Annotated in this window: 23 protein-coding genes; 14 read left to right on the forward strand and 9 right to left on the reverse strand. The window is 26.9% G+C overall.

Going from position 1 to position 23,465, the window contains the following annotated elements; all coding sequences use genetic code 11:
- The first annotated feature begins 32 nt into the window (after nt 1-32).
- Nucleotides 33-1,487 (forward strand): leucyl aminopeptidase, encoded by a 1,455-nt coding sequence (locus ACTTA4_RS05895; protein WP_440633938.1) that lies wholly within the window; start codon nt 33-35, stop codon nt 1,485-1,487.
- A gap of 1 nt (nt 1,488) precedes the next feature.
- Nucleotides 1,489-1,890 carry a nucleoside-diphosphate kinase gene (gene ndk, locus ACTTA4_RS05900; RefSeq protein ID WP_440634182.1) on the forward strand — a complete coding sequence of 134 codons (402 nt, stop codon included), beginning with the start codon at nt 1,489-1,491 and terminating at the stop codon, nt 1,888-1,890.
- Here ndk and purN read toward each other — a convergent pair.
- Both purN and purM read right to left on the reverse strand, forming a co-directional pair.
- Nucleotides 1,880-2,461: a phosphoribosylglycinamide formyltransferase gene (gene purN, locus ACTTA4_RS05905; protein ID WP_440633939.1), complete on the reverse strand. Its 582-nt coding sequence runs from the start codon at nt 2,459-2,461 to the stop codon at nt 1,880-1,882. The genes ndk and purN overlap by 11 nt on opposite strands.
- On the reverse strand, nt 2,436-3,467 hold the full coding sequence (gene purM, locus ACTTA4_RS05910; protein ID WP_440633940.1) for a phosphoribosylformylglycinamidine cyclo-ligase: 1,032 nt from the start codon (nt 3,465-3,467) through the stop codon (nt 2,436-2,438). The genes purN and purM overlap by 26 nt, the downstream gene beginning before the upstream one ends.
- A gap of 11 nt (nt 3,468-3,478) precedes the next feature.
- Here purM and ACTTA4_RS05915 point away from each other — a divergent pair, with 11 nt between their 5' ends.
- Genes ACTTA4_RS05915 through aspS form a run of 3 tightly spaced genes read left to right on the forward strand, consistent with a single transcriptional unit; the run spans nt 3,479 to nt 7,002 of the window.
- On the forward strand, nt 3,479-4,558 hold the full coding sequence (locus ACTTA4_RS05915; RefSeq protein WP_440633941.1) for a hypothetical protein: 1,080 nt from the start codon (nt 3,479-3,481) through the stop codon (nt 4,556-4,558).
- Nucleotides 4,555-5,217, forward strand: coding sequence for a DNA replication protein (locus tag ACTTA4_RS05920; protein ID WP_440633942.1), 663 nt, complete (start codon nt 4,555-4,557; stop codon nt 5,215-5,217). Before ACTTA4_RS05915 ends, ACTTA4_RS05920 begins: the two co-directional genes overlap by 4 nt.
- On the forward strand, nt 5,218-7,002 hold the full coding sequence (aspS, locus tag ACTTA4_RS05925) for an aspartate--tRNA ligase (RefSeq protein WP_440633943.1): 1,785 nt from the start codon (nt 5,218-5,220) through the stop codon (nt 7,000-7,002).
- A 2-nt stretch (nt 7,003-7,004) separates the two neighbouring features.
- On the opposite strand, the gene ACTTA4_RS05930 is transcribed toward aspS, so the two are convergent.
- Nucleotides 7,005-7,820, reverse strand: coding sequence for a TSCPD domain-containing protein (locus tag ACTTA4_RS05930; RefSeq protein WP_440618658.1), 816 nt, complete (start codon nt 7,818-7,820; stop codon nt 7,005-7,007).
- 114 nt (nt 7,821-7,934) lie between these two features.
- Here ACTTA4_RS05930 and ACTTA4_RS05935 point away from each other — a divergent pair, with 114 nt between their 5' ends.
- Nucleotides 7,935-8,294, forward strand: coding sequence for an NADH-ubiquinone oxidoreductase subunit NDUFA12 family protein (locus ACTTA4_RS05935; protein WP_440633944.1), 360 nt, complete (start codon nt 7,935-7,937; stop codon nt 8,292-8,294).
- On the forward strand, nt 8,257-8,658 hold the full coding sequence (locus ACTTA4_RS05940) for a DUF2155 domain-containing protein (RefSeq protein ID WP_440633945.1): 402 nt from the start codon (nt 8,257-8,259) through the stop codon (nt 8,656-8,658). The genes ACTTA4_RS05935 and ACTTA4_RS05940 overlap by 38 nt, the downstream gene beginning before the upstream one ends.
- Here ACTTA4_RS05940 and accC read toward each other — a convergent pair.
- From accC to aroQ, 3 genes are read right to left on the reverse strand one after another with little or no spacing between them, the layout of a single operon-like run.
- The gene (gene accC / locus ACTTA4_RS05945; protein WP_075506549.1) at nt 8,655-9,992 is read right to left on the reverse strand and encodes an acetyl-CoA carboxylase biotin carboxylase subunit; all 1,338 of its coding nucleotides are present in this window, start codon (nt 9,990-9,992) and stop codon (nt 8,655-8,657) included. The genes ACTTA4_RS05940 and accC overlap by 4 nt on opposite strands.
- A 3-nt stretch (nt 9,993-9,995) precedes the next feature.
- Nucleotides 9,996-10,430: an acetyl-CoA carboxylase biotin carboxyl carrier protein gene (locus ACTTA4_RS05950; protein WP_440633946.1), complete on the reverse strand. Its 435-nt coding sequence runs from the start codon at nt 10,428-10,430 to the stop codon at nt 9,996-9,998.
- On the reverse strand, nt 10,427-10,867 hold the full coding sequence (gene aroQ / locus ACTTA4_RS05955; RefSeq protein ID WP_440633947.1) for a type II 3-dehydroquinate dehydratase: 441 nt from the start codon (nt 10,865-10,867) through the stop codon (nt 10,427-10,429). The genes ACTTA4_RS05950 and aroQ overlap by 4 nt, the downstream gene beginning before the upstream one ends.
- A gap of 16 nt (nt 10,868-10,883) precedes the next feature.
- Here aroQ and thiS point away from each other — a divergent pair, with 16 nt between their 5' ends.
- Entirely contained in the window at nt 10,884-11,093 is a 210-nt protein-coding gene (gene thiS, locus ACTTA4_RS05960) for a sulfur carrier protein ThiS (RefSeq protein WP_075506542.1), read from the forward strand.
- A 1-nt stretch (nt 11,094) separates the two neighbouring features.
- Nucleotides 11,095-11,868, forward strand: coding sequence for a thiazole synthase (locus tag ACTTA4_RS05965; protein WP_440614625.1), 774 nt, complete (start codon nt 11,095-11,097; stop codon nt 11,866-11,868).
- Here the strand turns inward: ACTTA4_RS05965 and ACTTA4_RS05970 are convergent.
- Nucleotides 11,861-13,669 carry an Rne/Rng family ribonuclease gene (locus ACTTA4_RS05970; RefSeq protein ID WP_440633948.1) on the reverse strand — a complete coding sequence of 603 codons (1,809 nt, stop codon included), beginning with the start codon at nt 13,667-13,669 and terminating at the stop codon, nt 11,861-11,863. The two genes, ACTTA4_RS05965 and ACTTA4_RS05970, sit on opposite strands and share 8 nt — an antisense overlap.
- A 99-nt stretch (nt 13,670-13,768) precedes the next feature.
- On the opposite strand from ACTTA4_RS05970, the gene ACTTA4_RS05975 reads away from it, so the two are divergent.
- From ACTTA4_RS05975 to ACTTA4_RS05985, 3 genes are read left to right on the forward strand one after another with little or no spacing between them, the layout of a single operon-like run.
- Nucleotides 13,769-16,105: a penicillin-binding protein 1A gene (locus tag ACTTA4_RS05975; protein ID WP_440633949.1), complete on the forward strand. Its 2,337-nt coding sequence runs from the start codon at nt 13,769-13,771 to the stop codon at nt 16,103-16,105.
- A 3-nt stretch (nt 16,106-16,108) separates the two neighbouring features.
- Complete coding sequence (gene prfB / locus ACTTA4_RS05980) at nt 16,109-17,200, forward strand: peptide chain release factor 2 (protein WP_440634183.1); 1,092 nt, start codon at nt 16,109-16,111, stop codon at nt 17,198-17,200.
- Nucleotides 17,197-19,833, forward strand: a complete 2,637-nt coding sequence (locus tag ACTTA4_RS05985; protein WP_440633950.1) for a hypothetical protein — start codon at nt 17,197-17,199, stop codon at nt 19,831-19,833. Before prfB ends, ACTTA4_RS05985 begins: the two co-directional genes overlap by 4 nt.
- Here ACTTA4_RS05985 and tyrS read toward each other — a convergent pair.
- Nucleotides 19,830-21,059: a tyrosine--tRNA ligase gene (tyrS, locus tag ACTTA4_RS05990; RefSeq protein WP_440633951.1), complete on the reverse strand. Its 1,230-nt coding sequence runs from the start codon at nt 21,057-21,059 to the stop codon at nt 19,830-19,832. The two genes, ACTTA4_RS05985 and tyrS, sit on opposite strands and share 4 nt — an antisense overlap.
- 45 nt (nt 21,060-21,104) lie before the next feature.
- On the opposite strand from tyrS, the gene ACTTA4_RS05995 reads away from it, so the two are divergent.
- Nucleotides 21,105-22,250: an anhydro-N-acetylmuramic acid kinase gene (locus ACTTA4_RS05995; RefSeq protein WP_440633952.1), complete on the forward strand. Its 1,146-nt coding sequence runs from the start codon at nt 21,105-21,107 to the stop codon at nt 22,248-22,250.
- On the opposite strand, the gene ACTTA4_RS06000 is transcribed toward ACTTA4_RS05995, so the two are convergent.
- Complete coding sequence (locus tag ACTTA4_RS06000; protein ID WP_440619478.1) at nt 22,247-22,891, reverse strand: alpha/beta hydrolase; 645 nt, start codon at nt 22,889-22,891, stop codon at nt 22,247-22,249. The genes ACTTA4_RS05995 and ACTTA4_RS06000 overlap by 4 nt on opposite strands.
- 148 nt (nt 22,892-23,039) lie before the next feature.
- Between ACTTA4_RS06000 and ACTTA4_RS06005 the strand changes: the two genes are divergently transcribed.
- On the forward strand, nt 23,040-23,465 hold the full coding sequence (locus ACTTA4_RS06005; RefSeq protein WP_440614619.1) for an Rrf2 family transcriptional regulator: 426 nt from the start codon (nt 23,040-23,042) through the stop codon (nt 23,463-23,465).

Raw genomic sequence — 23,465 nt, forward strand, 5'->3', positions numbered from 1 at the left:
CATCCATCGCTTTTAGAGTGTATTTAAAATTTATGAATGTTGTAATCAATTATAAAAATAATTCATTAAAATCCAAAGTAGGAAATTTGATATTTTTTGTTGATGAAAAACATAGCTTATCAGGGTTAAAAATACATTTTACCAAATCAGAAAATGAATTTATTAATAATATATTAAAATCTCAAAATTTAAAAAAAAAAATAATAAGTTTTGACCTTAGCTCAAAGAAAAAAATTTTTTTGATATCTATAAAAAAAAATATCAAAAATTCTAAAATTGAAAATTTAGGAGCTGATTTTTTTAATTATATAAAGGATATTAAAAATAAAGAATTTCACATTATTTCAGATGCAGTTCCAATAAAATTAAAAAACTTTTTAGGTTATTTTTTACATGGGCTAAAACTTAAATCTTACATATTTGAAAAATACAAAACAAAAAAAAATAAAATAAATATCTTAATAAATGTTTTTGGAAAAAATATTCCATTATCTAAAGATCAAAATAAATTTAAAGCTATAGAAGAGGGAACTTTCTATACCAGAGATTTAGTTTCAGAACCTGGTAATATCTTGCATCCAGATGAATATGCAAAAAGGTTAGGTTTATTAAAAAAATATGGATTAAAAGTTACTGTTTATGATGAAAAAAAATTAAAAAAATTAGGCATGAATACTCTGCTTGGTGTTGGTCAAGGAAGTATTAGAGGTTCTTACTTAGTGACAATGGAGTGGAAAGGATTAAAAAATAATTCTAAGCCCCTGGCTTTTGTAGGTAAGGGAGTTTGTTTTGACACTGGTGGGATATCTTTGAAGCCTGCAAAGTTTATGGAAGACATGACTTATGATATGGCTGGTTCAGCTGTTGTTGTTGGTTTAATGAAAAGTTTAGCTTTAAGAAAAGCAAAAGTAAATGCTGTAGGTGTTGTTGGCTTAGTAGAAAATATGCCAGGTGGAAATGCTCAAAGACCAGGAGATATAGTAAAATCTTATAGTGGGAAAACAGTCGAAATTTTGAACACAGATGCAGAAGGTAGACTTGTTCTTGCTGATGCGCTTACTTATACTGAGAAGAAATTTAAACCTAAATTTATAATTGATTTAGCTACCCTTACAGGTGCAATTATTGTTTCACTTGGATCAGAATATGCAGGTTTATTTTCAAATAATGATAAATTATCAAATGAATTAATTGAAGCAGGAGAGAAAGTTGAAGAAAAAGTTTGGAGAATGCCTCTAAATAAAAACTTTGATAAATTAATTGATTCAAAAAATGCAGATATGCAAAATATTAATTATGTGGGTGGAGCAGGTTCAACAACTGCAGCCCAATTTTTACAAAGATTTATTTTAAATAAAACACCATGGGCTCACTTAGATATAGCAGGTATGGCTTTCTCTAAATATGGAGGTGCATTAAACTCAGGTGGAGCTACAGGTTATGGAGTAAGATTATTAAATAAACTAATAGAGGATAAATATGAGTAATATCGAACAAACTTTATCAATTATAAAACCTGATGCAGTTGAAAGAAATCTTGAGAATGAAATTAAAGAAATGTTTAAAAATAATGGTTTTTTAATTTTAAAAGAAAAAAAAATTAAAATTGAAAAATCTGAGGCAGAAAATTTTTATAAAGTTCATGAAACAAAGCCATTTTACAACGATTTATGTGAATACCTATCTTCAGGTCCTATAGTAGTAATGGTGCTTGAAAAAGAAAACGCTGTTTTAGGAAATAGAGAATTGATGGGTGCAACAAATCCTAAAGATGCTGAAGAGGGCACAATTAGAAAGAAATATGGGATTTCAATTGATAAAAACTCTGTTCATGGGTCTGACAGTGTTGAAAATGCTAAAATTGAAATTGATTTCTTTTTTAAAGACTAAAGATTTTCAAAATAGCTTTTGGATATAATTTATGCTCTTGAGCTAAAATTCTTTTAGCAAGAGTATCTGGAGTGTCTTTTTTTAAAATATTTACCTTTGTTTGAAGAATTATTTTTCCAGAATCTAATTTTGAATTAACTAAATGTACAGTGCATCCTGCGTATTTATCTTTATTTTCTATAGCTCTTTGATGAGTATTTAAACCTTTGTATTTTGGTAATAGGGAAGGATGAATATTTAAAATTTTTCCTTTAAATTTTTTAATAAAATTTTTTGAAAGAATTTTCATAAATCCTGCAAGACAAATTAATTCAATTTTATTTTTTTTAAGTTCTTTAAGTATTTTTTTTTCAGCAATATCTTTATTTTTGAAACTAATTATTTTTTTTTGAATTTTAAAAATAGTTCCATATTTTAAACCTTTGGCTAACTTATTATTAGTAATTATTAGATTTATAGAAATAGGTGATTTCTTTAATTTAGAAAACTTAATTAGTGATTTTAAATTACTACCTGTTCCAGAGATAAATATTGCAGTTTTTATTTTATTTGTTCCAATTGATAGAACCATTTAATTTCACTTTATTTTTACCATTAATAATTTTTCCAATTACATATGGTTTGTAATCTTTAGGAAAATAACTTTGAACTTTTTTTAAGTTTTTTTTGTTGATAATTAAACAAAAACCAACACCGCAGTTAAATGTTTTTAACATTTCATTTTCTGATATTCCATTTTTTTTAAGCCAATTAAATATTTTTAAAGTTTTAATTTTGTTTAAATCAATATCTGCTACCATGTTATCAGGAATAACTCTTTTGATATTATCCGCAAGTCCTCCCCCTGTAATATTTGCACAACCATTAATAAGATTTTTTGAAATTATGTTGATTATTTCTTTCACATATATTTTTGTTGGTTTCAAAAGTTCTGATTTTAAAAATTTATTTTTATTTATATTAATTTTTTTTTTATTTATTAAATACCTTACAAGTGAGAAACCATTTGAATGTAATCCGCTAGATGGAATTGCTAATATTAAATTATTTTTTTTGATTTTATTTTTATTTAAGATTTTATTTTTACCAACAATACCAACAGCAAAACCAGCTATATCAAATTTACCTTTTGAATAAGTGCCAGGCATCTCTGCTGTTTCTCCACCTACAAGTTCACAATCTGATAGTTTACAGCCCTTAACTATTCCTTTAATGATCGATTTAAGTTTAATTAAATCAATCTTATTTATTGAAATGTAATCTAAAAAAAGCAACGGTTTTGCACCTTGAACAATTAAATCATTCACACTCATTGCTACAAGATCAATACCAATTGTATCAAATTTATTTAAAGAATTAGCTATTTCAATTTTAGTACCAACGCCATCTGTGCAAGCAACTATTTGAGGTTGCTTTATGTTGCTTGGGATATTTGAAATAGAACCAAAGCCCCCAATATTAGAAAACTTTTTTTTGCCCCTTTTTTTTGATGATACTGATGAAATGAAATTTACAAACTTATCAGCAGCTTTAATGTTAACACCACTTTTTTTATAGGTAAAATTTTTATTATTCATTACAATATTATATGAGGTGTTTTTCAAAATTAATTAAACAGAGAAGTTTATATAATCTTTTTCTATTTCTTGCTTTATTAAATATTTTTTTTTCCACAGAAATTAGTGTTGCAAAAACATTTTCTATAAAAGAAATTGAAATTTCATCTCCATTTAATGCCTCATTTGACAAAAATAAGATAATAAATCGAGGTTTTGTTGAAGCATATGAGGAACTTATCTTCACGATTGCTCAAAGTAAAGATCAAAAAAAACTTCAAAATTCTTCAACCAAAGAAGTTAAAAGTTTAGTTGAAACATTTTCGATCGTTGAAGAAAGTTTTATTGATGAAATATATAATCTTACTTTAAATGTAGAATTTAATAAAAAAAGTTTTTTTGAATTATTACAAAAAAAAAATGTATTTCCTTCATCTATTATTAAAAAAGATTTAATTTTTTTTCCAATAGAAGTAGATGAAGAAAAAAATGAAATATTTCTTTTTTCAGAAAGTCAATTATTTAAAAATTGGAATTTTAAAAAAGAAAAATACCATCAACTAAATTATATTTTACCAAACGAGGATATCGATGATTATAATTTAATTAAAAAAAATATTAACAATTTAGAAGATTTTGATTTTGGTGAAATTTCAAAAAAATATAATTTTGAAGATTTTATTATTATGATTGTTTTTAAAAATAATCAAGAAATCCGAGTACTTAATCAAATAGTATTTAACAAGAACCAAAATTTAAAAAATTTTAAATTCAAAAATATAAATTTAGAAAATTTAGATGATTTAAAAAAATTCATAGATAAACAAAAAACAGTTTTTGAAGATTATTGGAAATTAAAAAACATAATAAATACATCAATTAAATTGGATCTGACTATATCAGTTGATAATAGCAATATAATTAAAATTGATCAGTTTGAAGAAACACTTTCAAGTATAGAATTGGTTAATAAATTCAATATATTTAAATTTGATAATAAAGAAAACATTTATAAAGTAATATTTAATGGTACCCGAGATCAGTTCTTAAATGTGATGAAAGATTATGATTATTTTTTTGAAATCAAAAATAAAATTTGGGTATTAGAATGAAATCTTTAAATCAAGAAATCTTAAAATTTGATTATGAACAAAACTTTCAGGATCAGGATTTTTATGTATCAAAATCTAATGAATTTTCATTTTTATTATTGAATAGTTGGCCTAAATGGGAAAAAAATTTTATTAATTTAATTGGCGAAAAATTTTCTGGAAAATCTCATTTAATTAATATTTTTTTACATAAATTTAAAGGTATTAAAATAAACGCAGCTGATATTAACAATGAATATTTAAAAAAAATTAAAATCTATGAAAATATAGTTATTGAAGATTTAAATAAAAATATTGACGAAAAATTATTATTTACTTTTTTGAACAATATTGAGCAAGACAACAAATACTTAATTGTTACTTCAACCAAACCCATAGTTGATTACACTTTTGAATTAAATGATTTAAATTCTCGAGCTAAAAATTTTATTTTATCAAAGATTGATAAACCAGAGGATGATTTATTATACGCTTTAATATTAAAAAATCTTTCTGATCGTCAGATATCAATAAATAAGAAATTAATAGATTTCATTATAAAAAGAATAGATAGATCCTATAGCAAAATATCTGAATTCATATATAAGATCGACGAAATTAGTTTAAAAAAGAAAAAACCAATCGATTTTAAAATTATTAAAGAAGCTTTAGGAGATTAATTGAGCAAATATAGAACACATACTTGTAACGAATTAAGAAAAGAAGACGTTGATAAAAAAGTATTTCTTTCAGGCTGGATCAATAAAAAACGAGATCATGGCAATTTATTATTCATAGATTTAAGAGATAATTATGGTGTAACACAATGTATTATTAATAAAGATAACAAAAGTTTTACAAACTTAGAAAAAACTCAATTAGAAACTGTAGTTAAAATAGAAGGTAAGGTTGTAGCTCGATCTCAAGATACAATTAACAAAGAAATAGGTACAGGTGAAATTGAAGTAACAATTGATACTTACGAAGAACTAGGTTCTTGCAAAGAATTGCCAATGCCAGTTTTCAGTGATCAAGAATATGCTGAAGAAATAAGATTAAAATATAGATTTTTGGATTTAAGAAGAAAAAAAATACATGAAAATATAATCTTAAGATCAAAAGTTATTTCACACATTAGAAATGAAATGAATAAATTAGGTTTTTTGGAATTCCAAACACCAATACTAACATCCTCTAGTCCTGAAGGTGCTAGAGATTTTTTAGTTCCAAGTAGATTAAATCCAGGGAAGTTTTATGCGTTACCTCAAGCGCCACAACAATTTAAACAACTAATTATGGTATCTGGTTTTGATAGGTATTTTCAAATAGCCCCTTGCTTTAGAGATGAGGATGCAAGAGCAGACAGAAGCCCAGGTGAATTTTATCAACTAGATTTGGAAATGTCTTTTGTAGAACAAGAAGATGTTTTTAATGTTGTTGAAAAATTAATGGTTAATACTTTTAAAACATTTTCGAATAAAAAATTATTAAACGATAAGTTTCCAAGAATTTCTTATAAAGAAGCAATGTTAAAGTATGGAAGTGATAAACCTGATTTAAGAAATCCACTTATAATAAATGATATTACTGAAATATTTACAAGAGAAGATGTATCTTTTGAAATATTTAAAAAGTTAGTAAAATCTGGTTCAAGAGTAAGATGCATAATAACAAAAAACACAAAAGACAAACCAAGAAGCTTTTTTGATAATATTGATAAATGGGCCAAAGAACAAGGAGCATCAGGTCTGGCTTATTTTACATTTGAAAAAGATACTGAGTTATCTGGTAAAGGACCTATAGGAAAATTTTTCACCAAAGAAGCATTGCTAGAAATAATGAAATTAACTAATGCAGAAGTAGGGGACAGTATTTTTCTAGCTTGTGGCAAACAAAATGAATTAGAAAAAATAACTTCTCAGGCAAGAAATAAAATTGCAGAAGATTTAGATTTAATTAATGAAGATATTTTCGCGTTTTGCTGGATAGTTGATTATCCAATGTTTGAAAGAGATGAAGTAACCAATAAAATTGAATTTAGTCATAATCCATTTTCTATGCCGCAAGGTGATTTGACAGAAAAAGAACTTGAAAATCCTCTAGAACTATTGGCTTATCAATACGATATTGTTTGTAATGGTATTGAATTATCCTCTGGCGCTATAAGAAATCATAAACCTGAACTTATGTATAAGTTATTCTCAATTGCTGGTTATGATAAGCAGCAAGTAGATGAAAAATTTAGTGGTATGATAAATGCATTAAGTTATGGCGCTCCACCTCACGGGGGTATTGCTCCTGGAATCGATAGAATTGTTATGCTGTTAGCTAATGAAAAAAATATTAGAGAAGTAACAATGTTTCCAATGAACCAAAATGCACAGGATTTGATGATGAATGCTCCATCTGAAGTTAATCCTGAACAGTTAAAAGAATTGAACTTGTCTTTAAAAAATAAAAAATAAAATTATTTTTTACCTTTAAGACTTATTTTAACATCAGATAAATCAACTAGATTTTTTTTATAGTTATTTCTTACAAATCCTTTGCTAGTAATATCCTTAACAATTTTTAATAATTGATTTTGATCTTCATTTTCTTGATCATTCGTATCGTTTCCACCAATTGCAGGAGTATGTGCAAGATCTTCTCTATTTTGGTAAGATATAGCTAACTCTCTAAAAATATAATCTAAAATAGAGGTAGCGCTCAATATTCTATCATTTCCATGTACTTTACCTGATGGTTCAAATTTTGTTCCCACGAATGCACTTATAAATTCATCTAATGGTACTCCGTATTGAAGGCCTAAAGATACTGCTATTGCAAAGTTATTCATTAATGCCTTAACTAGTTCTCCTTCTTTACTTGTGTCGATAAATATTTCTCCAATTTTTCCATCTTCATATTCACCTGTATGAAGATAAACTTTATGATCTCCAATTGTAGCTTTTTGAATATAGCCTTTTCGTCTGTCAGGCATACTAAATCTTTTACCACCTTTTTCTGAGGACTTGTTTAAGTTTTGAACGACGGTTTCTTTACTTATAGAATTTTCACTTGCACTTTTTGAAACTATTTCAATTTTTTTATTTTCAACTACTTTTTTGTTATTTGGATCTAAACTTTTAGTTTTTCTATTGTCTAATTTGACATCTAAAACTTCGAATTTACCATCGTCTCTTTTTTCTAGATTTTTAAGCTCTGTTTCATTTATGTCGTCTAAGTAATGATTCACCTTAAAGGTACAAGTGTAATAAGTTTCTACAAGATATTTTGCCATTTCACCTCAGTTTAAAATTAGTTTGAAAATAGATTCTTTTAATTTATATACTTATTCAAATTTTAGTCTAATTTAATTTTTACAATTTTTAATTGAAATAAAAAATAAAATAACATGTTGACACTTTTAAAAAAAATTTTCACTTGGTGGAATCAAGATACTTTTGGGACAAGATTAAAAACAATTTTTTTTGGAAAACTTGCTGGTACAGATCAGTTTGGAAACAAATATTATGAAGATAAAAAAGGAAAAAGATGGGTAATATATTCTGATGTTATTGATGCATCAAAAATTCCAGTTGAGTGGTACTCATGGATGCATTTTACACCTAATAAAATAGAAAAAAAACATGAGCTAGAAAAATATGAATGGCAAAAACCTCATCAATCCAATTTAACTGGTACCGAAGAAGCGTATTATCCAAATAAAAATAAAGATGGTGTTAAAAAAAAATATACTAGTTGGAAAGAATAGTTTTTTTCTTTACTTACTAATCTTCTTTTTTCTATTTACATCTATTTCACATTCCAATAGTCAACTCGAAGGTTCTTTTACTGAAATTAAAATTTTAGATAAAATTAGTTCTAAAAATACTTCATTAAAACTTAAAAATGGTCAATTACTAAAATTTAAAGACTTATCAATTCAGAGTTTAAAATGTAAAAATTCTGAATTTGATGATAGTCCAGAAATTACTGCTTATATACAAGTCAGAGATTTATCAAATCAAAACAATGATGAAGTTTTTGTATTTAATGGATGGATGTTTTCTTCAAGCCCTTCAATAACTCCATTTGATCATCCAATTTATGATGTGTGGCTAATAAAATGTTATTAAACTATAGTATCTTTATCTAGCCAGCTCACATTAAAATCTGAATTGATAAATTTTTTATGATTTAACAATTTTTTGTGAAGTGGAATAGTAGTTGTAATACCTTCAATAACAAATTCATCCAAAGATCTATTCATTCTTTGAATAGCTTCTGTTCTATTTCGTCCATGACAAATTAACTTACAAACCATACTGTCATAATAAGGAGTAACTTTGTAACCTTGAAATATAGCTCCGTCTACTCTTGTTCTAAATCCTGATGGCTGGTGGCACATGCTTATAACTCCTGGAGAAGGTTGAAAATTTTTACTGGCATCTTCAGCGTTTATTCTGCATTCAATAGCATGACCTCTTGGGTTAATATCGCTTTGTTTTAATGCTGTTTCCTCAGAAAATGCTATCCAAATTTGTTCTTTGATAATATCTACTCCTGTCACCATTTCTGTAACAGGGTGTTCTACTTGAACTCTTGTATTCATTTCAAGAAAGTAAAACTTTCCATCTTCATAGATAAACTCGACTGTACCAGCCCCCATGTACCCAATTTTAGAGACCATTTTTACAGTTTTTTCAAAAAGATCTTTTCTAATTTCATCATTCAAAACAGGACTAGGAGTTTCTTCAATAAGTTTTTGATGTCTTCTTTGAACAGAGCAATCCCTTTCATGCAAATGCACAACTCTATTTTTTCCTGCGAGTATTTGAACTTCTATGTGTCTAGGATTTTGAAAGAATTTCTCAATATACACTTCGTCGTTACCAAAGTATTTTTGTGCTTCTGATTTGGCTGTGGAAAATAAAGTTTCAAATTCTTCCTCTTTATGTACTATTTTCATACCTTTTCCACCACCTCCACCTGAGGCTTTAATCAGAACAGGAAAACCAATTTTTTTACAAAGGTCTTTTGCTTCATTAATATCCCTAACACCACCTTCAGATCCTTCAATAACAGGTAAACCATTTTCTTTAGCTATTCTTTTAGCTTGAATTTTATCTCCCATCATTTCGATGTGTTTAGAAGATGCACCAATAAATTTAATTTTATTTTCCTCTAAAATTTTAGCAAAGTTAGCATTTTCAGATAAAAAACCATATCCTGGATGAACAGCATCTGCATTAGTCAGTTCTATCGCAGACATTAATGCGGGAATATTCAAATAACTGTTTGCTGGTTGATGAGAACCTATGCAGACACTTTCATCTGCCATTCTTACATGCATGCTTTCTCTATCAACATCTGAATGGACTGCTACGGTTGCAATACCCCATTCTTTACATGCTCTTATAATTCTAACTGCAATTTCTCCACGATTTGCAATTAAAATTTTTTTGAACATTAATTATTCTAAAATAAGAATTGTTTGACCAAACTCAACTGGCTGACCATCATCAACACAAATCTCTTTTACAACACCATCATGAGTGGAAGGGACGTGATTCATAGTCTTCATTGCTTCAACAATCATTATTGTGTCACCTTTTTTAATTTTTTTACCAACTTCAACAAATTTTTTTGCCCCGGGTTCTGGCGCATGATAAGCGGTTCCAATTATTGGAGAAGTAATTTCTGTACCAGATTTAACACTTTCAATAGATTGGGAAGAAGCAGTTAAATTTGTATTGTTTACAGATGCTGGAATTGTTTGGTTGCTAATTGATACGTTATTTTTTGAAACTTTAATTTTAGTATCTTTTTCAGTAATTTCTATTTCAGTTAAATTAAACTCATCTAAATAATTACTAAGTTCTTTGATTATGTTTTTATCTATTTTCATTTTTGTAAAAGCTCTTGTAATGAAATTATGGCCAAAATATATCCCTCAGTGCCTAATCCAAAAATCCCACCTGTTGCAACTCCACTAATAAGTGATTTATGTCTAAATTCTTCTCTTTTATATATGTTTGATATATGCATTTCAATTATTGGTTTCTTGAACAATTCAAGAGCATCTCTTATTGCAACTGAAGTATGTGTAAATGCAGCAGCATTAATGATCATTCCGTCATAATTTTTTCTTGCATCTTGAATTATATTTACTAAATCTCCCTCCAAATTTGATTGAATAAACTCACAGTCTAACCCAATTTCTTTTGATTTTTTTAAACAATTTTCTTTGAGTTGTTCATAGTTACCTGATCCATATTGTGATTGTTCTCTTTCACCTAATAGATTAAGATTTGGACCGTTAATAATAATTATTTTATTATTCATTCAGCTTTTATATACGATGAAAAAAATAAAAATCAAAGTAAATGGTAAAAACAGATCAATTTCTGAAACGTATAAACTTTCAGATTTAATAAAACACCTTAAAATTCCTATGAAAAAAGTAGCAATTGAACTTAATGAAGAAATAATAGATAAAAAAAATGTTAACAAAATTAAATTAAAACAAAACGACAAAATTGAGATTGTTCATTTTATAGGAGGAGGATAACATGAAAAAAGATAATCTCATCATTGCTAAAAAAAAATTTAAATCTAGATTAATTGTTGGTACTGGAAAGTATAAAACGATGTCTGAATGTGCAAAAGCTATCAAATTGTCAGGAGCAGAGATCGTAACTGTTGCAGTTAGAAGAGTAAATATTTCTGATAAAAACAAACCCTTGTTGATGGATTATATAGATCCAAAAAAGATTACCTATTTACCTAATACAGCAGGTTGTTTTAATTCTAAAGAAGCCCTTAGAACTTTGAGGTTAGCAAGAGAAATAGGTGGGTGGAAATTAGTTAAATTAGAAGTTTTAGGAGATAAGGAAAATTTATTTCCAGATATGATTGAAACTTTGAAATCTACCGAAGTTCTTACCAAAGAGGGGTTTAAAGTTATGGTTTATTGTAACGATGATCCATTAATGGCAAAAAGATTAGAAAATGTTGGAGCTGCTGCGATAATGCCACTAGCAGCACCAATTGGATCAGGTTTAGGAATACAAAATAAAATTAATATTCAAATAATCAGGAAACAAACAAAACTTCCATTGATAATTGATGCAGGTCTTGGACAAGCTTCAGATGCTACAATTGCAATGGAGCTAGGTTGCGATGGAGTTTTGGTAAATACGGCAATCGCGAAAGCAAAAAAACCATTTGATATGGCTCTAGCATTTAAAAATGCTGTTATTGCTGGAAGACAATCATACAACTCAGGAAGAATAGATAAAACTTTGATGGGAAATCCTTCTTCTCCTCTTAAGGGTATTATTTAGCCTTTTTAAAAAATTTTTTTTTTTTATAATTTTTTTTAATTTTCTTAACTTCTTTTTTTTGAGAAATCTTATCTTCTTTATTTTGAGTTTCTAAGTTTTTTAATTTTTCATAATGCTCAACAAGTTCAATAGTTTTTTTGGATTTGTTCTGAATGTTGATAATATATTCTGGAATTATCAGAGTATTGTCACTGATTATATCAATTTTCATTTTATTCTTTTTTTCAAAGTAAGTTAAATCATTAACAAAATTTTCTTTTAGAAAATCTGAAATTTTTTCACAGACTTTTACTTCAACAAATTTTGCTTTATTAGTTACAGCCTTTAATTCAACAATTTTTAATAATTTTTGAGCAAAAGACTCGTCTGTTAAAGTTACCTTCCATTTAACAGCACTTTCCCTCAATCTTTGTCTAGACATTTCTAAAAGGCCAAAATTACTTATTCTTCCAATTTGAATTCTTGCTCTATCAGATCGACATTTTTCCTTAAGCTTTCTCTCTACTAAGCGTCGGTTGCCAAAACTAAGCATATCAATGAAGTCTATAATTATTAATCCTGATAAATCTCTTATTTTTATTTGTCTCGCAATTTCTTCCGCTGCTTCAATGTTTGTGTCTAAGGCTGTGCTCTCAACATTTTTACCTTTAATTGAGCTACCAGAGTTAATATCTATCGATACAAGTGCTTCCGTAGGATTAATAACTAAATATCCTCCAGATTTGAGTTTAATTTCTGAATCAAAAATTTGATTTAATTTTTGTTCAATATTTTCCTCAATAAATAGTGGTGTTCTTCCTCTGTATTTTTTAACTTTTTTTACACTTGATGGCATCATTGTTTTCATAAAAGATTGGGCTTTTTTATAACCTTCGTTTCCTTCAACAATAATTTGGTTAGTACTATCATCATACATATCTCTTAAAGTTCTTTTAATTATTTCACTTTCTTGATGGATTAAGGACGGAGCTATAGAATTAATTGCATTATCTTTTATCTGTCCCCAAGTATTAATAAGAGTTGTTAAGTCACTATTGATTTCATTTTTTGTTTTGTTGCTTCCTGCTGTTCTTACAATTAAACCCATCTCTTTAGGAATTTCAATTTCATTTAAAATAGTTCTAATTTTTTTTCTATCAGCAGGATTAAATATTTTTCTAGAAATTCCACCACCTTTAGGTGTGTTTGGCATTAACACTATGTATTTTCCTGCGATTGAAATAAATGTACTTAGTGCAGCACCTTTTTGACCCCTCTCATCTTTGATGACTTGGACAAGAATTACCTGATTAGGTTTAATGACCTCTTGAATTTTGTATCTTTTAAATTTGAATCTTTTTTCAGGTTTTTTTTCAGTTTTTTCCTCTGTATCTAAATTTTCTTTTGTCTCTACTTCTTCTTTACCAGATTCTACATCTTCAACTTTTTCCTCTATTGGATCATCTATTTCAAGTTTACCCTCAGCAATATTTTCTTCTTCTTTTGCTTCAACTTGTTTTGAAAGTTCCTCTCTTGCTTTTTCTTCCTCTTCTTTTATTTTTTCTAGGTCCGCTTTTGGTATTTGATAGTAATCTGACTGAATATCATTAAATGATAAAAATCCATGTCTTTCTCTTCCAAAGTCAACAAAGGCTGCCTGGAGCGAAGGTTCAATCCTGCTTACCTTACCTAAATATATATTATTTTTTATTAAATTGTTTTTTAAACCTTCGTACTCGTAGTCTTCAATATTTTCGCCTGATTTAAGTACAACTCTAGTTTCATTTGGATGCGATGCATCGATATATAAATTTTTTTCCATAATTTGTTGATTGTTAAGTTCATTAATTTTCTTTGTAATAAATTTTGTTTATCTCTGATGCCTTATCTTTAACAAATTCCAAGATATAATGGAAATAAAATGAGTAAATTATTCAAAAATATTCTGTTATTTTCTTCAACTATTTTAATATTATTGGGTATTTTAATATTTAGTATTTTATGGAAATACTCCAACGATATTCCAGATTATAAATTTCTTAAGAGTTATAAGCCACCAGTTTCAAGTAAAGTTTATTCAAGAAATGGAGAATTGGTTGCAGATTTTTCAAAAGAAAAAAGAGTTTTTGTTCCTTACAATGCTATACCAAAAAATGTAATTAACTCATTTTTATCTGCAGAAGATAAAAATTTTTTCTCTCATCCCGGTGTAGATGCAAAAGGTGTTCTTAGAGCAGTCATCAACAATATTTCAAATATAATGGCCTCTAAAAGATTGGAAGGTGCTTCAACTATTACTCAACAAGTAGCAAAGAATTTTTTATTAACAAATGAAGTAAGTCTAAATAGAAAGATAAAAGAGGCAATTTTAGCATTTAGGATTGAAAGAGCATTATCTAAAGAAAGGATATTAGAACTTTATTTAAATCAAATTTATCTTGGTAGTGGAGCCTATGGTGTAGCTGCTGCAAGCTTAGAATATTTTGATAAATCTATAAGAGAACTTAATTATTCAGAAGCTGCATTGTTAGCTGCTTTACCTAAAGCGCCTAGTAAATACAATCCTTATAAAGATAAAGATTTAGCAAAATTTAGAAGAAATTTAGTTTTAAAAAATTTATATGAAAATAATTATATTACATCTGAGTGGTTAGAAAAATTAAGTAATCAAGAAATTAAATTAAAGAAAAAACAAAAAATATACTTAGAAGATGCACAATATTATATTGAAGACGTCAGAAAAAATGTCATAGAAAGTTTGACTTACGATAAAGTTTATAAACAAGGTCTAAATATCAATACTCCAATAGATTTAGATTTACAAAAATTAGCAACTAATTCTCTAAGATCTGGATTAATTTCCTATGATCAAAGAAAAGGTTGGAGGGGAGCACTAATTAACAAACCTTACAATTCGGACTGGTATAAAGATTTAGATAAATACAAACTTGAAAAATCAATTAATTGGAAATTAGCAATTGTAAAAAAATTAAATAAATTTTCAGCAATTGTAGAAACGATTGATAAAGATGATGGTGTTATTGAATATAAAGATATTTCTTGGACAAAAAAAGAGTTTAACCAGTTGTTAAAAATTGGTGACATAATTTATGTGAAGAAAATAAAAGATAAAAAATACAGTTTACAACAATTACCAAAAATAAATGGAGGAATTGTTGTAATGGATCCTTATACAGGAAGAGTTTTGTCCCTTAATGGTGGTTTTAGTTTTAAAAAAAGTGAGTTTAATAGAGCTACACAAGCTAAAAGACAACCAGGTTCTGCATTTAAACCATTTGTTTATGCTCTTGCTTTAGAAAATAATTATACACCTACATCATTAGTTTTGGATGCACCCTTAGTTTTAGATCAAGGGGATGATTTAAAGTTGTGGAAACCAGAAAATTATGGAAAAAAATTTTATGGTCCATCCACCATTAGAACTGGATTAGAGAAATCAAGAAATCTAATGACAGTTAGAATAGCTCAAGATTTAGGGTTAGATAAAATTATCGACTATTCTAAAAAACTTTCAATCTACGAAAATCCAGAGGAACTATTATCAATTTCCTTGGGTTCTGCTGAAACTACTCTGTTACAGCTTACATCTGCTTATTCTGTTTTTGTTAATGGAGGAAAACTTGTTGAACCTGTTTTGATTGATAGGATACAAGATAGTGAGGGAAACACTATTTATAATAATGATAAGAGATCCTGTATAAATTGTGATGCAATATCCTATCTTAGTGATGATTATCCTGAGTTAAAAAATAAATTTATACAAATTTTTTCTGAAGAGACAGCATATCAAATGACGTCAATTCTTGAAGGGGTGGTTCAAAGAGGAACTGCAAAAAAATTAAGAGATTTAAAATTAAATATAGCAGGAAAAACTGGAACCACGAATAATAATACTGATACTTGGTTCATTGGTTTTACATCAAACTTTTTAGTAGGTGTTTATGTAGGAATGGATAGTCCAACACCACTTGGTAAATTTGAAACAGGATCAAAAACGGCTCTACCTATATTTAAAAATTTTATAAAAAATTCTGTTAAAAAGTCTGAGGCTAGACCATTTAAAGCTGCAAAAGATACAATTATGATGGTTGTTGATCCCTCAACAGGCCAAAAAGCTAAATTTACATCTAAAAATACAATAATTGAGGTTTTTAAAAAGAAAAATGTTGTAGATGGTAAAGTTCTTTATTCAAATTCTGATAGAATGGATATAAACAACATATTAAAGTTTTACTAATGGATAACAATTACCAAAATTACAAAGAAGAAATTAATAAAATTAATCAAAGAATTAAGGAGTATCTTTGAAAACAATAAAATTTACTCAAAACTTGAAAAATTAAATTCTCAAATGTTGGATGCCAATTTTTGGCAAGATAAAGATAATTCAAAAAAAGTTATAAAAGAGAAAAAACTCTACGAAGATTTAGTAAATTCTTTAAATCAGTCTATCCAAAAATTAAATGATTTTGATGATTTGAATGAGCTTGCTTTAGAGGAAAATAATCTGGCAGTTCAGGAAGAAACATTACAAAATATTAAAGATTTAAAAAAAGAAGTAAAAAAAAACGAAATCAAATGTTTTTTATCAGACGAAGCAGACTCATTAGATTGCTATATAGAAATACATGCAGGCGCTGGAGGCACAGAAAGTCAAGATTGGGCAGATATGTTGAGAAGGATGTATTTGAAGTGGTCGGATAAAAAAAGTTTTACATCAAATTTAATTAGTGAGCACAAAGGAGATGAAGCTGGTATTAAATCGGCAACAATAAAAATTGAAGGTGATTATGTATTTGGTTGGTTGAAAAAAGAGTCAGGTATTCATCGTTTGGTTAGAATTTCTCCATTTGATTCAGGAGCAAGAAGGCACACAAGTTTTGCAAGTGTCTGGGTTTACCCAGTAGTGGATGAAAATATAAATGTTGAGATTTTAGAGAAAGATTTGAGAATAGACACTTATAGATCAAGTGGAGCTGGCGGACAGCATGTAAACACGACTGATAGCGCTGTAAGAATTACTCACATTCCATCGAAAATAGTAGTCCAATGTCAAAATGAAAGATCGCAACATAAAAATAAAGAAACTTGTATGAATATGTTAAAAGCAAGATTGTATGATTTTGAAATTAAAAAAAGAGAAGAGGAGAACCAAAGTACAGAAAACAATAAGTCAGAAATTGGTTGGGGGCATCAAATAAGATCATATGTTTTGCAACCTTATAGATTGGTAAAAGACAACAGAACAAATTTTGAAAGCACAAGTCCAGATAAAATTCTTGATGGAGAATTAGATGATTTTTTAGAACAATCTCTTTACAAAATTAAATGAAAATAAATATTTTTAAATACTTTTTATTATTTCTAGGATTTTTAATATCACTTATATTTTATTTAAGCATTGTTGGAATAGAAACAGACAAATTTAATCAGCAGATAAAAGACACAGTCGTTCAAAGTAATAGTAATTTGGACGTATCTTTAAAAAAAGTAAAATTAATTCTTGATCCTCTTAAACTTAAAATAAATGCAAAAACTATTGGTGCAAACATCTATTATGCAAATAGACCACTCGAGCTTGAATACATAAAAACTCAAGTATCACTTGATTCTATTCTTAAAAATAAATTAGTTTCCTCTAATTTTGAGGTAGCAACAAAGTCAATATTATTAAAAGATTTTGTAAAATTTATAAGAGCCACAAGCAATAAACCAGAATTATTAATTTTGGAAACTTTCATTAAAAAAGGATATGTAATTTTTGATTTAAATCTAAACTTAGATCAAAATGGAAAAATTAAAAATGATTACAAAATCAAAGGATTATTGAAAGATGGAAAATTTGAATTATTTAATGGATTAGATTTTAATAATATTAATTTTTTATTTAATATTGAAAAAGACAAATATTTATTTGAAGATATTAAATTTGCATCAGATCAAATTAATTTTTCCTCTAAATTATTAAAAGTTAACAAAAAGAATAATAATCACTACATAGAGGGTAAAATTCAAAATTCTGAGGCAGTTTTATCAAACTATTTAATTAATCTATTAAATTCAAATTTAAATAACTTTAATTTAAAAAATACCAAGTTTAGTTCTGAGAATATTTTCAATTTTGAAATAACAAATAAGTTTAAATTAAATAATTTAAGAATAGACTCTGATATAAGTTTAAAAAAAGTTATTTATAATAATAATCTAATTCCAAATTATTTTTCAAATCAAAATAGTGAAATCTTATTAGATAATCATAAATTAAAATTAATTTATGAAAATAAAGCTCTTTCAGCTAATGGTATAGGCGAATTTAAGTTAGACAACAAAACAAATAAAATTGAATATACTTTTAAAAGAGATCAAAATGATATTGAATTTAAAACTAATTTAAATATTAAAAAAGGAACATTAAAAAATCAAAAAATTATCCAAGAATATTTTCCACTTATTAAGAATCAAATAAATATTGAAAATCATAAAATACAGTTAAAGTATAAAAACAAAGATTTTACCGTCAAAGGTGAAGGTAAAGTAAAACTTAATAAAGATTTTGATTATATTGAATATTTTTACAACAAAAATGATAAGGATTTTGAATTCATATCTGATATTAATTTAAAAAGTGTTGATTTAAAAAATCAAGAATTCTTAAAACAATTTTTCCCATCAACTAAAAAATTTCTCAACCTTCAAAATCATAAACTCAATATTAAATATAAAAATGGTTCATTAACTCTTTCAGGTAACGGAAATATAAAAATTGATAAAAACTATGATGAAATAAATTATTTTGTTCTTAATGATAAAGAAAAAACCAATTTTGATTTAAAATTAGTTTTAAATCAAACAGATTTTGAAATTAAAAATTTAAATTATAAAAAAAATATAAATGAAAAAACAAATTTAGCAGTCGCTGGAATATTAAGAAATTCAAAAAATTTAAATTTTGAAAATATAAACATCACAGATAATGCAAATAAAATTAAGATTAATAATTTAATATTGGATAAAGATTATTTAATAGACAGGTTTGATAAAATTGATTTTGATTATATTGATACTGAAAATAAAGAAAATCAGTTTATTATTCAAAGACAAAATGAAAATCATTATAAATTAAATGGATTGTTCTTAAACGCTAATTCAATTGTAACAAATTTACTTGAGAGTAAAAAAGAAAAAGAAAATAAAATTTTTAAGAATAATTTTAAATTGAACTTAAATCTGAATGAAATTTATATAGATGAAATTAATTTTGTTAAAAATTTACAAGGGTCAATTTTGATTAAAGATAACAAAGTTGTTGATGCAAATTTATCTGCAAATTTTGAAAATAATAAAAATATAATTTTTTCTATTGAAACAACTGACAATGGCGAAAAAATAACTAAACTTTATTCATCTAGAGCAAAACCATTGGTGAAACGATATAAATTTATAAAAGGATTTGATGAAGGCAACTTGGATTTCATATCAACAAAAAAAAATGAAAAATCAGTATCAAATCTTAAAATTTATGACTTTAAGTTAAAAGAAGTACCAGCATTAACAAAAATTTTAACACTAGCTTCCCTACAAGGAATTGCTGATATTTTAACTGGAGAAGGAATAAGATTTGATGAGTTTGAGATGAAATTCAATAACCATAAAAATCTAATGACAATAGATGAGCTCTATGCAATTGGCCCAGCTATTTCAATATTAATGAGTGGTTATGTAGAAGAAGAAAAATTGATAAGTCTAAGAGGGACTTTGGTACCAGCAACAACTATAAATAAAACAATAAGTAAAATTCCATTATTAGGTAAAATTTTAGTTGGTGATAAAACAGGAGAGGGTGTTTTTGGAGTAAGTTTTAAAATAAAAGGACCACCAAAAGATCTTGAAACATCAGTAAACCCAATAAAAACATTAACTCCAAGGTTTATAACTAGAACTCTTGAAAAAATTAAAAGAAACTAACTTAATTCAATTTTAATATGCCTTTTTTTACCTATAGAAAGCTTTATATAATTTTCTGAAAATAGCTGCTGATTAATAATAAATTTTTCATCTGAAACTACAGCATCATTAATCTTAATAGCTTTACCTTTAATTAATCTTCTTATCTCACTTTTTGAATTTTCTGCTTTAGATAAAATTATTAAATCAATTATATTGACATTATTTTCTAATTGTTTTGTTTCAATTTTAACACTTGGTAAGTTAGAGCCCAAAGAATTTCCAGAAAATGCTTCTTTTGCGGCTTGTGCAGAATTTTGAGCAGCATCTTCTCCATGCAACATAGCTGTGGCTTTGTTTGCTAACAATATTTTTAACTCATTAATATTTTTTTCCTCTAAAGCATTGATTTCGCTTATATCAATATCAGTAAACATTTTTAAAAATTTAATTACATCCCGATCATCAACATTTCTCCAAAATTGCCAGTAGTCATAAGCTGATAAATATTTTTCGTCTAACCAAATAGCACCATTTTCAGTCTTTCCCATTTTTGCACCTGTGGCTAGAGTAATTAATGGTGTTGTTAATCCATATGTTTGGTTATTAGAATATCTCTTAATAAGTTCAACACCATTTACAATGTTTCCCCATTGATCAGAACCACCTATTTGTAGAACACAATTTTCTTTTTTATTTAATTCTAAAAAATCATAGGCTTGGAGTATCATGTAATTAAATTCCATATAGCTAAGTGATTGTTCTCTTTCTAATCTTAGCTTTACACTATCAAATGTAAGCATTCTATTAATGGTAAAATGTTTTCCTATATCTCTTAGAAAAGAAATATAATTTAAATCTTTAAGCCAGGTATAATTATTGACATAAATAGGTGAAGTTTTTGGATCGTCACTGTCTAGAAATTTTTTTAAGATATTTTGAATATTTTTAATATTTTTTTCAATTTCATTTTCATCTAAAATTTTTCTTGTTTTATCTTTTCCTGAGGGATCACCTATTCTTGTTGTTCCACCTCCCAATAATACTATTGGCCGGTGACCATTTTTTTGTAACAATCTCAAACACATGATTTGCAACAAACTACCAACATGCAAACTTTCAGCGGTACAATCAAATCCTATATAAGCTTTAATTTTTTCTTTATCTAATAAATTAGATAAGTCAGCTTCACTAGTACATTGATAGAAATATCCTCTATCTTTAAATTCTTTTAAAAATTTATTCATAAGACTATAGTTACTATATACAAATTTTTTTTAAAAATAATATCAATGAAAAAAAAATTATTTTCAGCTATGGGCTTAATGAGTGGCACATCTATGGATGGAGTCGATGTTTCAATAATTAAATCTGACGGATATGATGAGGTAGAACTAATTTTTGATCAATACTTTGAGTACGATATTGATCTCTATAGGCAATTATCAACTTTAAGAGACAAAATTAAAAGTAGTGAAGATTTGACAAAATATTCTAAGGAATTGAGTGATTTGGAGAGAGCTTTAACTATTTTTCATGCTGAAAAGATCAGCAAAATAGCATTTAAAAATGGAATAGAAATTGATCTTATAGGTTTCCATGGTCAAACGATTTTTCATAACCCTAAAATTAAAATTACTAAACAACTAGGTGATGGCAATTTGTTATCTCAATTATTAAAAAAACAAGTAATTTACGATTTTAGACAAGCAGATATTGATAACAATGGCCAAGGAGCACCTCTAACACCAATTTACCACAGATTGTTAGTTAATAAATTTTTAAATAAAGAAAAAGATAATTCAGCTCAACCTATTTGCATTGTTAACATTGGAGGAATATCCAATGCTACAATAATAAATGATATTTCCAATAATATAGAAAATGATTTAATTGCTTATGATATTGGCCCGGGTAATTGTTTAATAGATGAATGGATCAGGAATAATTCAAATTTAACCTTTGATGAAGATGGTAAGATTGCAAAATCTGGAAAAATTGATCAATTAATTCTAAATCAAGCAATAGATAATTTCAAAATTGAGACTTATTCAAAATCACTTGATGTAAAAGAATTTGATATATCTTTTGCAAGAGGTTTATCTTTAGAAGACGGGTGTTCAACAATTACAGAATTTACAGCATATTTGATTGCAGAAGGAATCAAATTTTTAAATAAAAATAATTCTAACAAATATTTATTTTGTGGTGGAGGTCGAAAGAACAAATTTTTGATTGAATCAATTATTAGAAATTCAAATTTAAATAAGAATAATTTTGATGTGATAGATAATTTTCAACTGAATGGAGATTATATCGAGTCCCAAGCGTTTGCTTATTTAGCAATCAGATCTAAATTAAATTTACCAATTTCTTTTCCAAGTACGACAAGATGTAATGCCCCAGTCATTGGAGGCAAACTAGTAAATAATTATTAATATAAAGCTGTTTCTTTTTTTATATATTTATCCAAAGTTTTTGTTAAAGCGTCATCAGTTTTAGAAAAGAAATGATTTGCTTCTGTTATAGTTTGAAATTCAACTTTGATACCTTTTTGAGCGCTTAATCTTTTATCCAATTCAGTAATATATTCTACTGGCACCAACTCATCTTTTTTTCCATAAACAACCATCCCAGATGTTGGACATGGAGATAAAAAAGAAAAATCATAGACATTAGGTTGTGGAGATATGGCTATAAATCTATTTATTTCTGGTCTTCTCATAAGCAGCTGCATTGCAATCAAAGAACCAAAAGAAAATCCTGAAACCCAACATTGCGAATTATCAAAATTTTCTCTTTCTAACCAATCTAATGCTGCTGCAGCATCTGCCAGTTCACCTTGACCATTATCAAATTCTCCATCACTTTTTCCAACTCCTCTGAAGTTTACTCTGCAAACTGAAAAATCATTTTCCATGAATGTATGAAATGTATCTACAACTACTTTATTGTTCATGGTTCCCCCATACTGTGGATGAGGCTGTAGGACTAATGCAATAGGAGAAGTATTTTTTTTACTTTTATAATATTTAGCTTCTAATCTACCAGCAGGTCCAGGTATGAAAATTTCTAAAATTTTATTATCCATATATGCAATTGATTATTGTTCTCAAAAAAAATGTACGTTTATCACAACTGAGCGACAAAATGGTAGTCTTTTTTTACTTTATAAACTTGACCATTTTAGTCGGGTATGTATAAAAACCCACATTTTAAGGGTAAAAATGAAACTAACATCAAAAGGAAGATATGCCGTAATGGCATTAGTTGATCTAGCAAGGTTTGATAATATAAACCCTGTATCATTAAGAGACATTTCTTTAAGACAAGGAATTTCATTAGATTTTTTAGAGCAAATATTTTCAAAACTTAAAAAAAATCAAATTGTGAAAAGTATTAGAGGTAATCAAGGAGGTTACATTTTATCAAAAGACCCTAGTGAAATAAAACTTACAAATATTTTCAATGCAGTAGATGAGAAAGTTAAGACTGTTCAGTGTAAAAAAGAATCTAAAAAAGGTTGTAACGGTAAAGCTACGAAATGTATTACACACAATCTATGGGATGAACTCGAGGTTCATATTAATACTTTCTTTGAAAATAAAAGCTTAAACGACTTATTAAAAAATAATAAAGAGAACAGAGTTTAG

Source organism: Candidatus Pelagibacter sp. HIMB1485, from assembly GCF_052048055.1.
GTDB lineage: Bacteria > Pseudomonadota > Alphaproteobacteria > Pelagibacterales > Pelagibacteraceae > Pelagibacter.

Coding starts and splice junctions, on each gene's coding strand:
- ACTTA4_RS05895 (WP_440633938.1), top strand. CDS start 33: ATGAATGTTGTAATCAATTATAAAAATAATTCATTAAAATCCAAAGTA.
- purN (WP_440633939.1), bottom strand. CDS start 2,461: ATGGTTCTATCAATTGGAACAAATAAAATAAAAACTGCAATATTTATC.
- purM (WP_440633940.1), bottom strand. CDS start 3,467: ATGAATAATAAAAATTTTACCTATAAAAAAAGTGGTGTTAACATTAAA.
- ACTTA4_RS05915 (WP_440633941.1), top strand. CDS start 3,479: ATGAGGTGTTTTTCAAAATTAATTAAACAGAGAAGTTTATATAATCTT.
- ACTTA4_RS05920 (WP_440633942.1), top strand. CDS start 4,555: ATGAAATCTTTAAATCAAGAAATCTTAAAATTTGATTATGAACAAAAC.
- ACTTA4_RS05930 (WP_440618658.1), bottom strand. CDS start 7,820: ATGGCAAAATATCTTGTAGAAACTTATTACACTTGTACCTTTAAGGTG.
- ACTTA4_RS05935 (WP_440633944.1), top strand. CDS start 7,935: ATGTTGACACTTTTAAAAAAAATTTTCACTTGGTGGAATCAAGATACT.
- ACTTA4_RS05940 (WP_440633945.1), top strand. CDS start 8,257: ATGGTGTTAAAAAAAAATATACTAGTTGGAAAGAATAGTTTTTTTCTT.
- accC (WP_075506549.1), bottom strand. CDS start 9,992: ATGTTCAAAAAAATTTTAATTGCAAATCGTGGAGAAATTGCAGTTAGA.
- ACTTA4_RS05950 (WP_440633946.1), bottom strand. CDS start 10,430: ATGAAAATAGATAAAAACATAATCAAAGAACTTAGTAATTATTTAGAT.
- aroQ (WP_440633947.1), bottom strand. CDS start 10,867: ATGAATAATAAAATAATTATTATTAACGGTCCAAATCTTAATCTATTA.
- thiS (WP_075506542.1), top strand. CDS start 10,884: ATGAAAAAAATAAAAATCAAAGTAAATGGTAAAAACAGATCAATTTCT.
- ACTTA4_RS05965 (WP_440614625.1), top strand. CDS start 11,095: ATGAAAAAAGATAATCTCATCATTGCTAAAAAAAAATTTAAATCTAGA.
- ACTTA4_RS05970 (WP_440633948.1), bottom strand. CDS start 13,669: ATGGAAAAAAATTTATATATCGATGCATCGCATCCAAATGAAACTAGA.
- ACTTA4_RS05975 (WP_440633949.1), top strand. CDS start 13,769: ATGAGTAAATTATTCAAAAATATTCTGTTATTTTCTTCAACTATTTTA.
- ACTTA4_RS05985 (WP_440633950.1), top strand. CDS start 17,197: ATGAAAATAAATATTTTTAAATACTTTTTATTATTTCTAGGATTTTTA.
- tyrS (WP_440633951.1), bottom strand. CDS start 21,059: ATGAATAAATTTTTAAAAGAATTTAAAGATAGAGGATATTTCTATCAA.
- ACTTA4_RS05995 (WP_440633952.1), top strand. CDS start 21,105: ATGAAAAAAAAATTATTTTCAGCTATGGGCTTAATGAGTGGCACATCT.
- ACTTA4_RS06005 (WP_440614619.1), top strand. CDS start 23,040: ATGAAACTAACATCAAAAGGAAGATATGCCGTAATGGCATTAGTTGAT.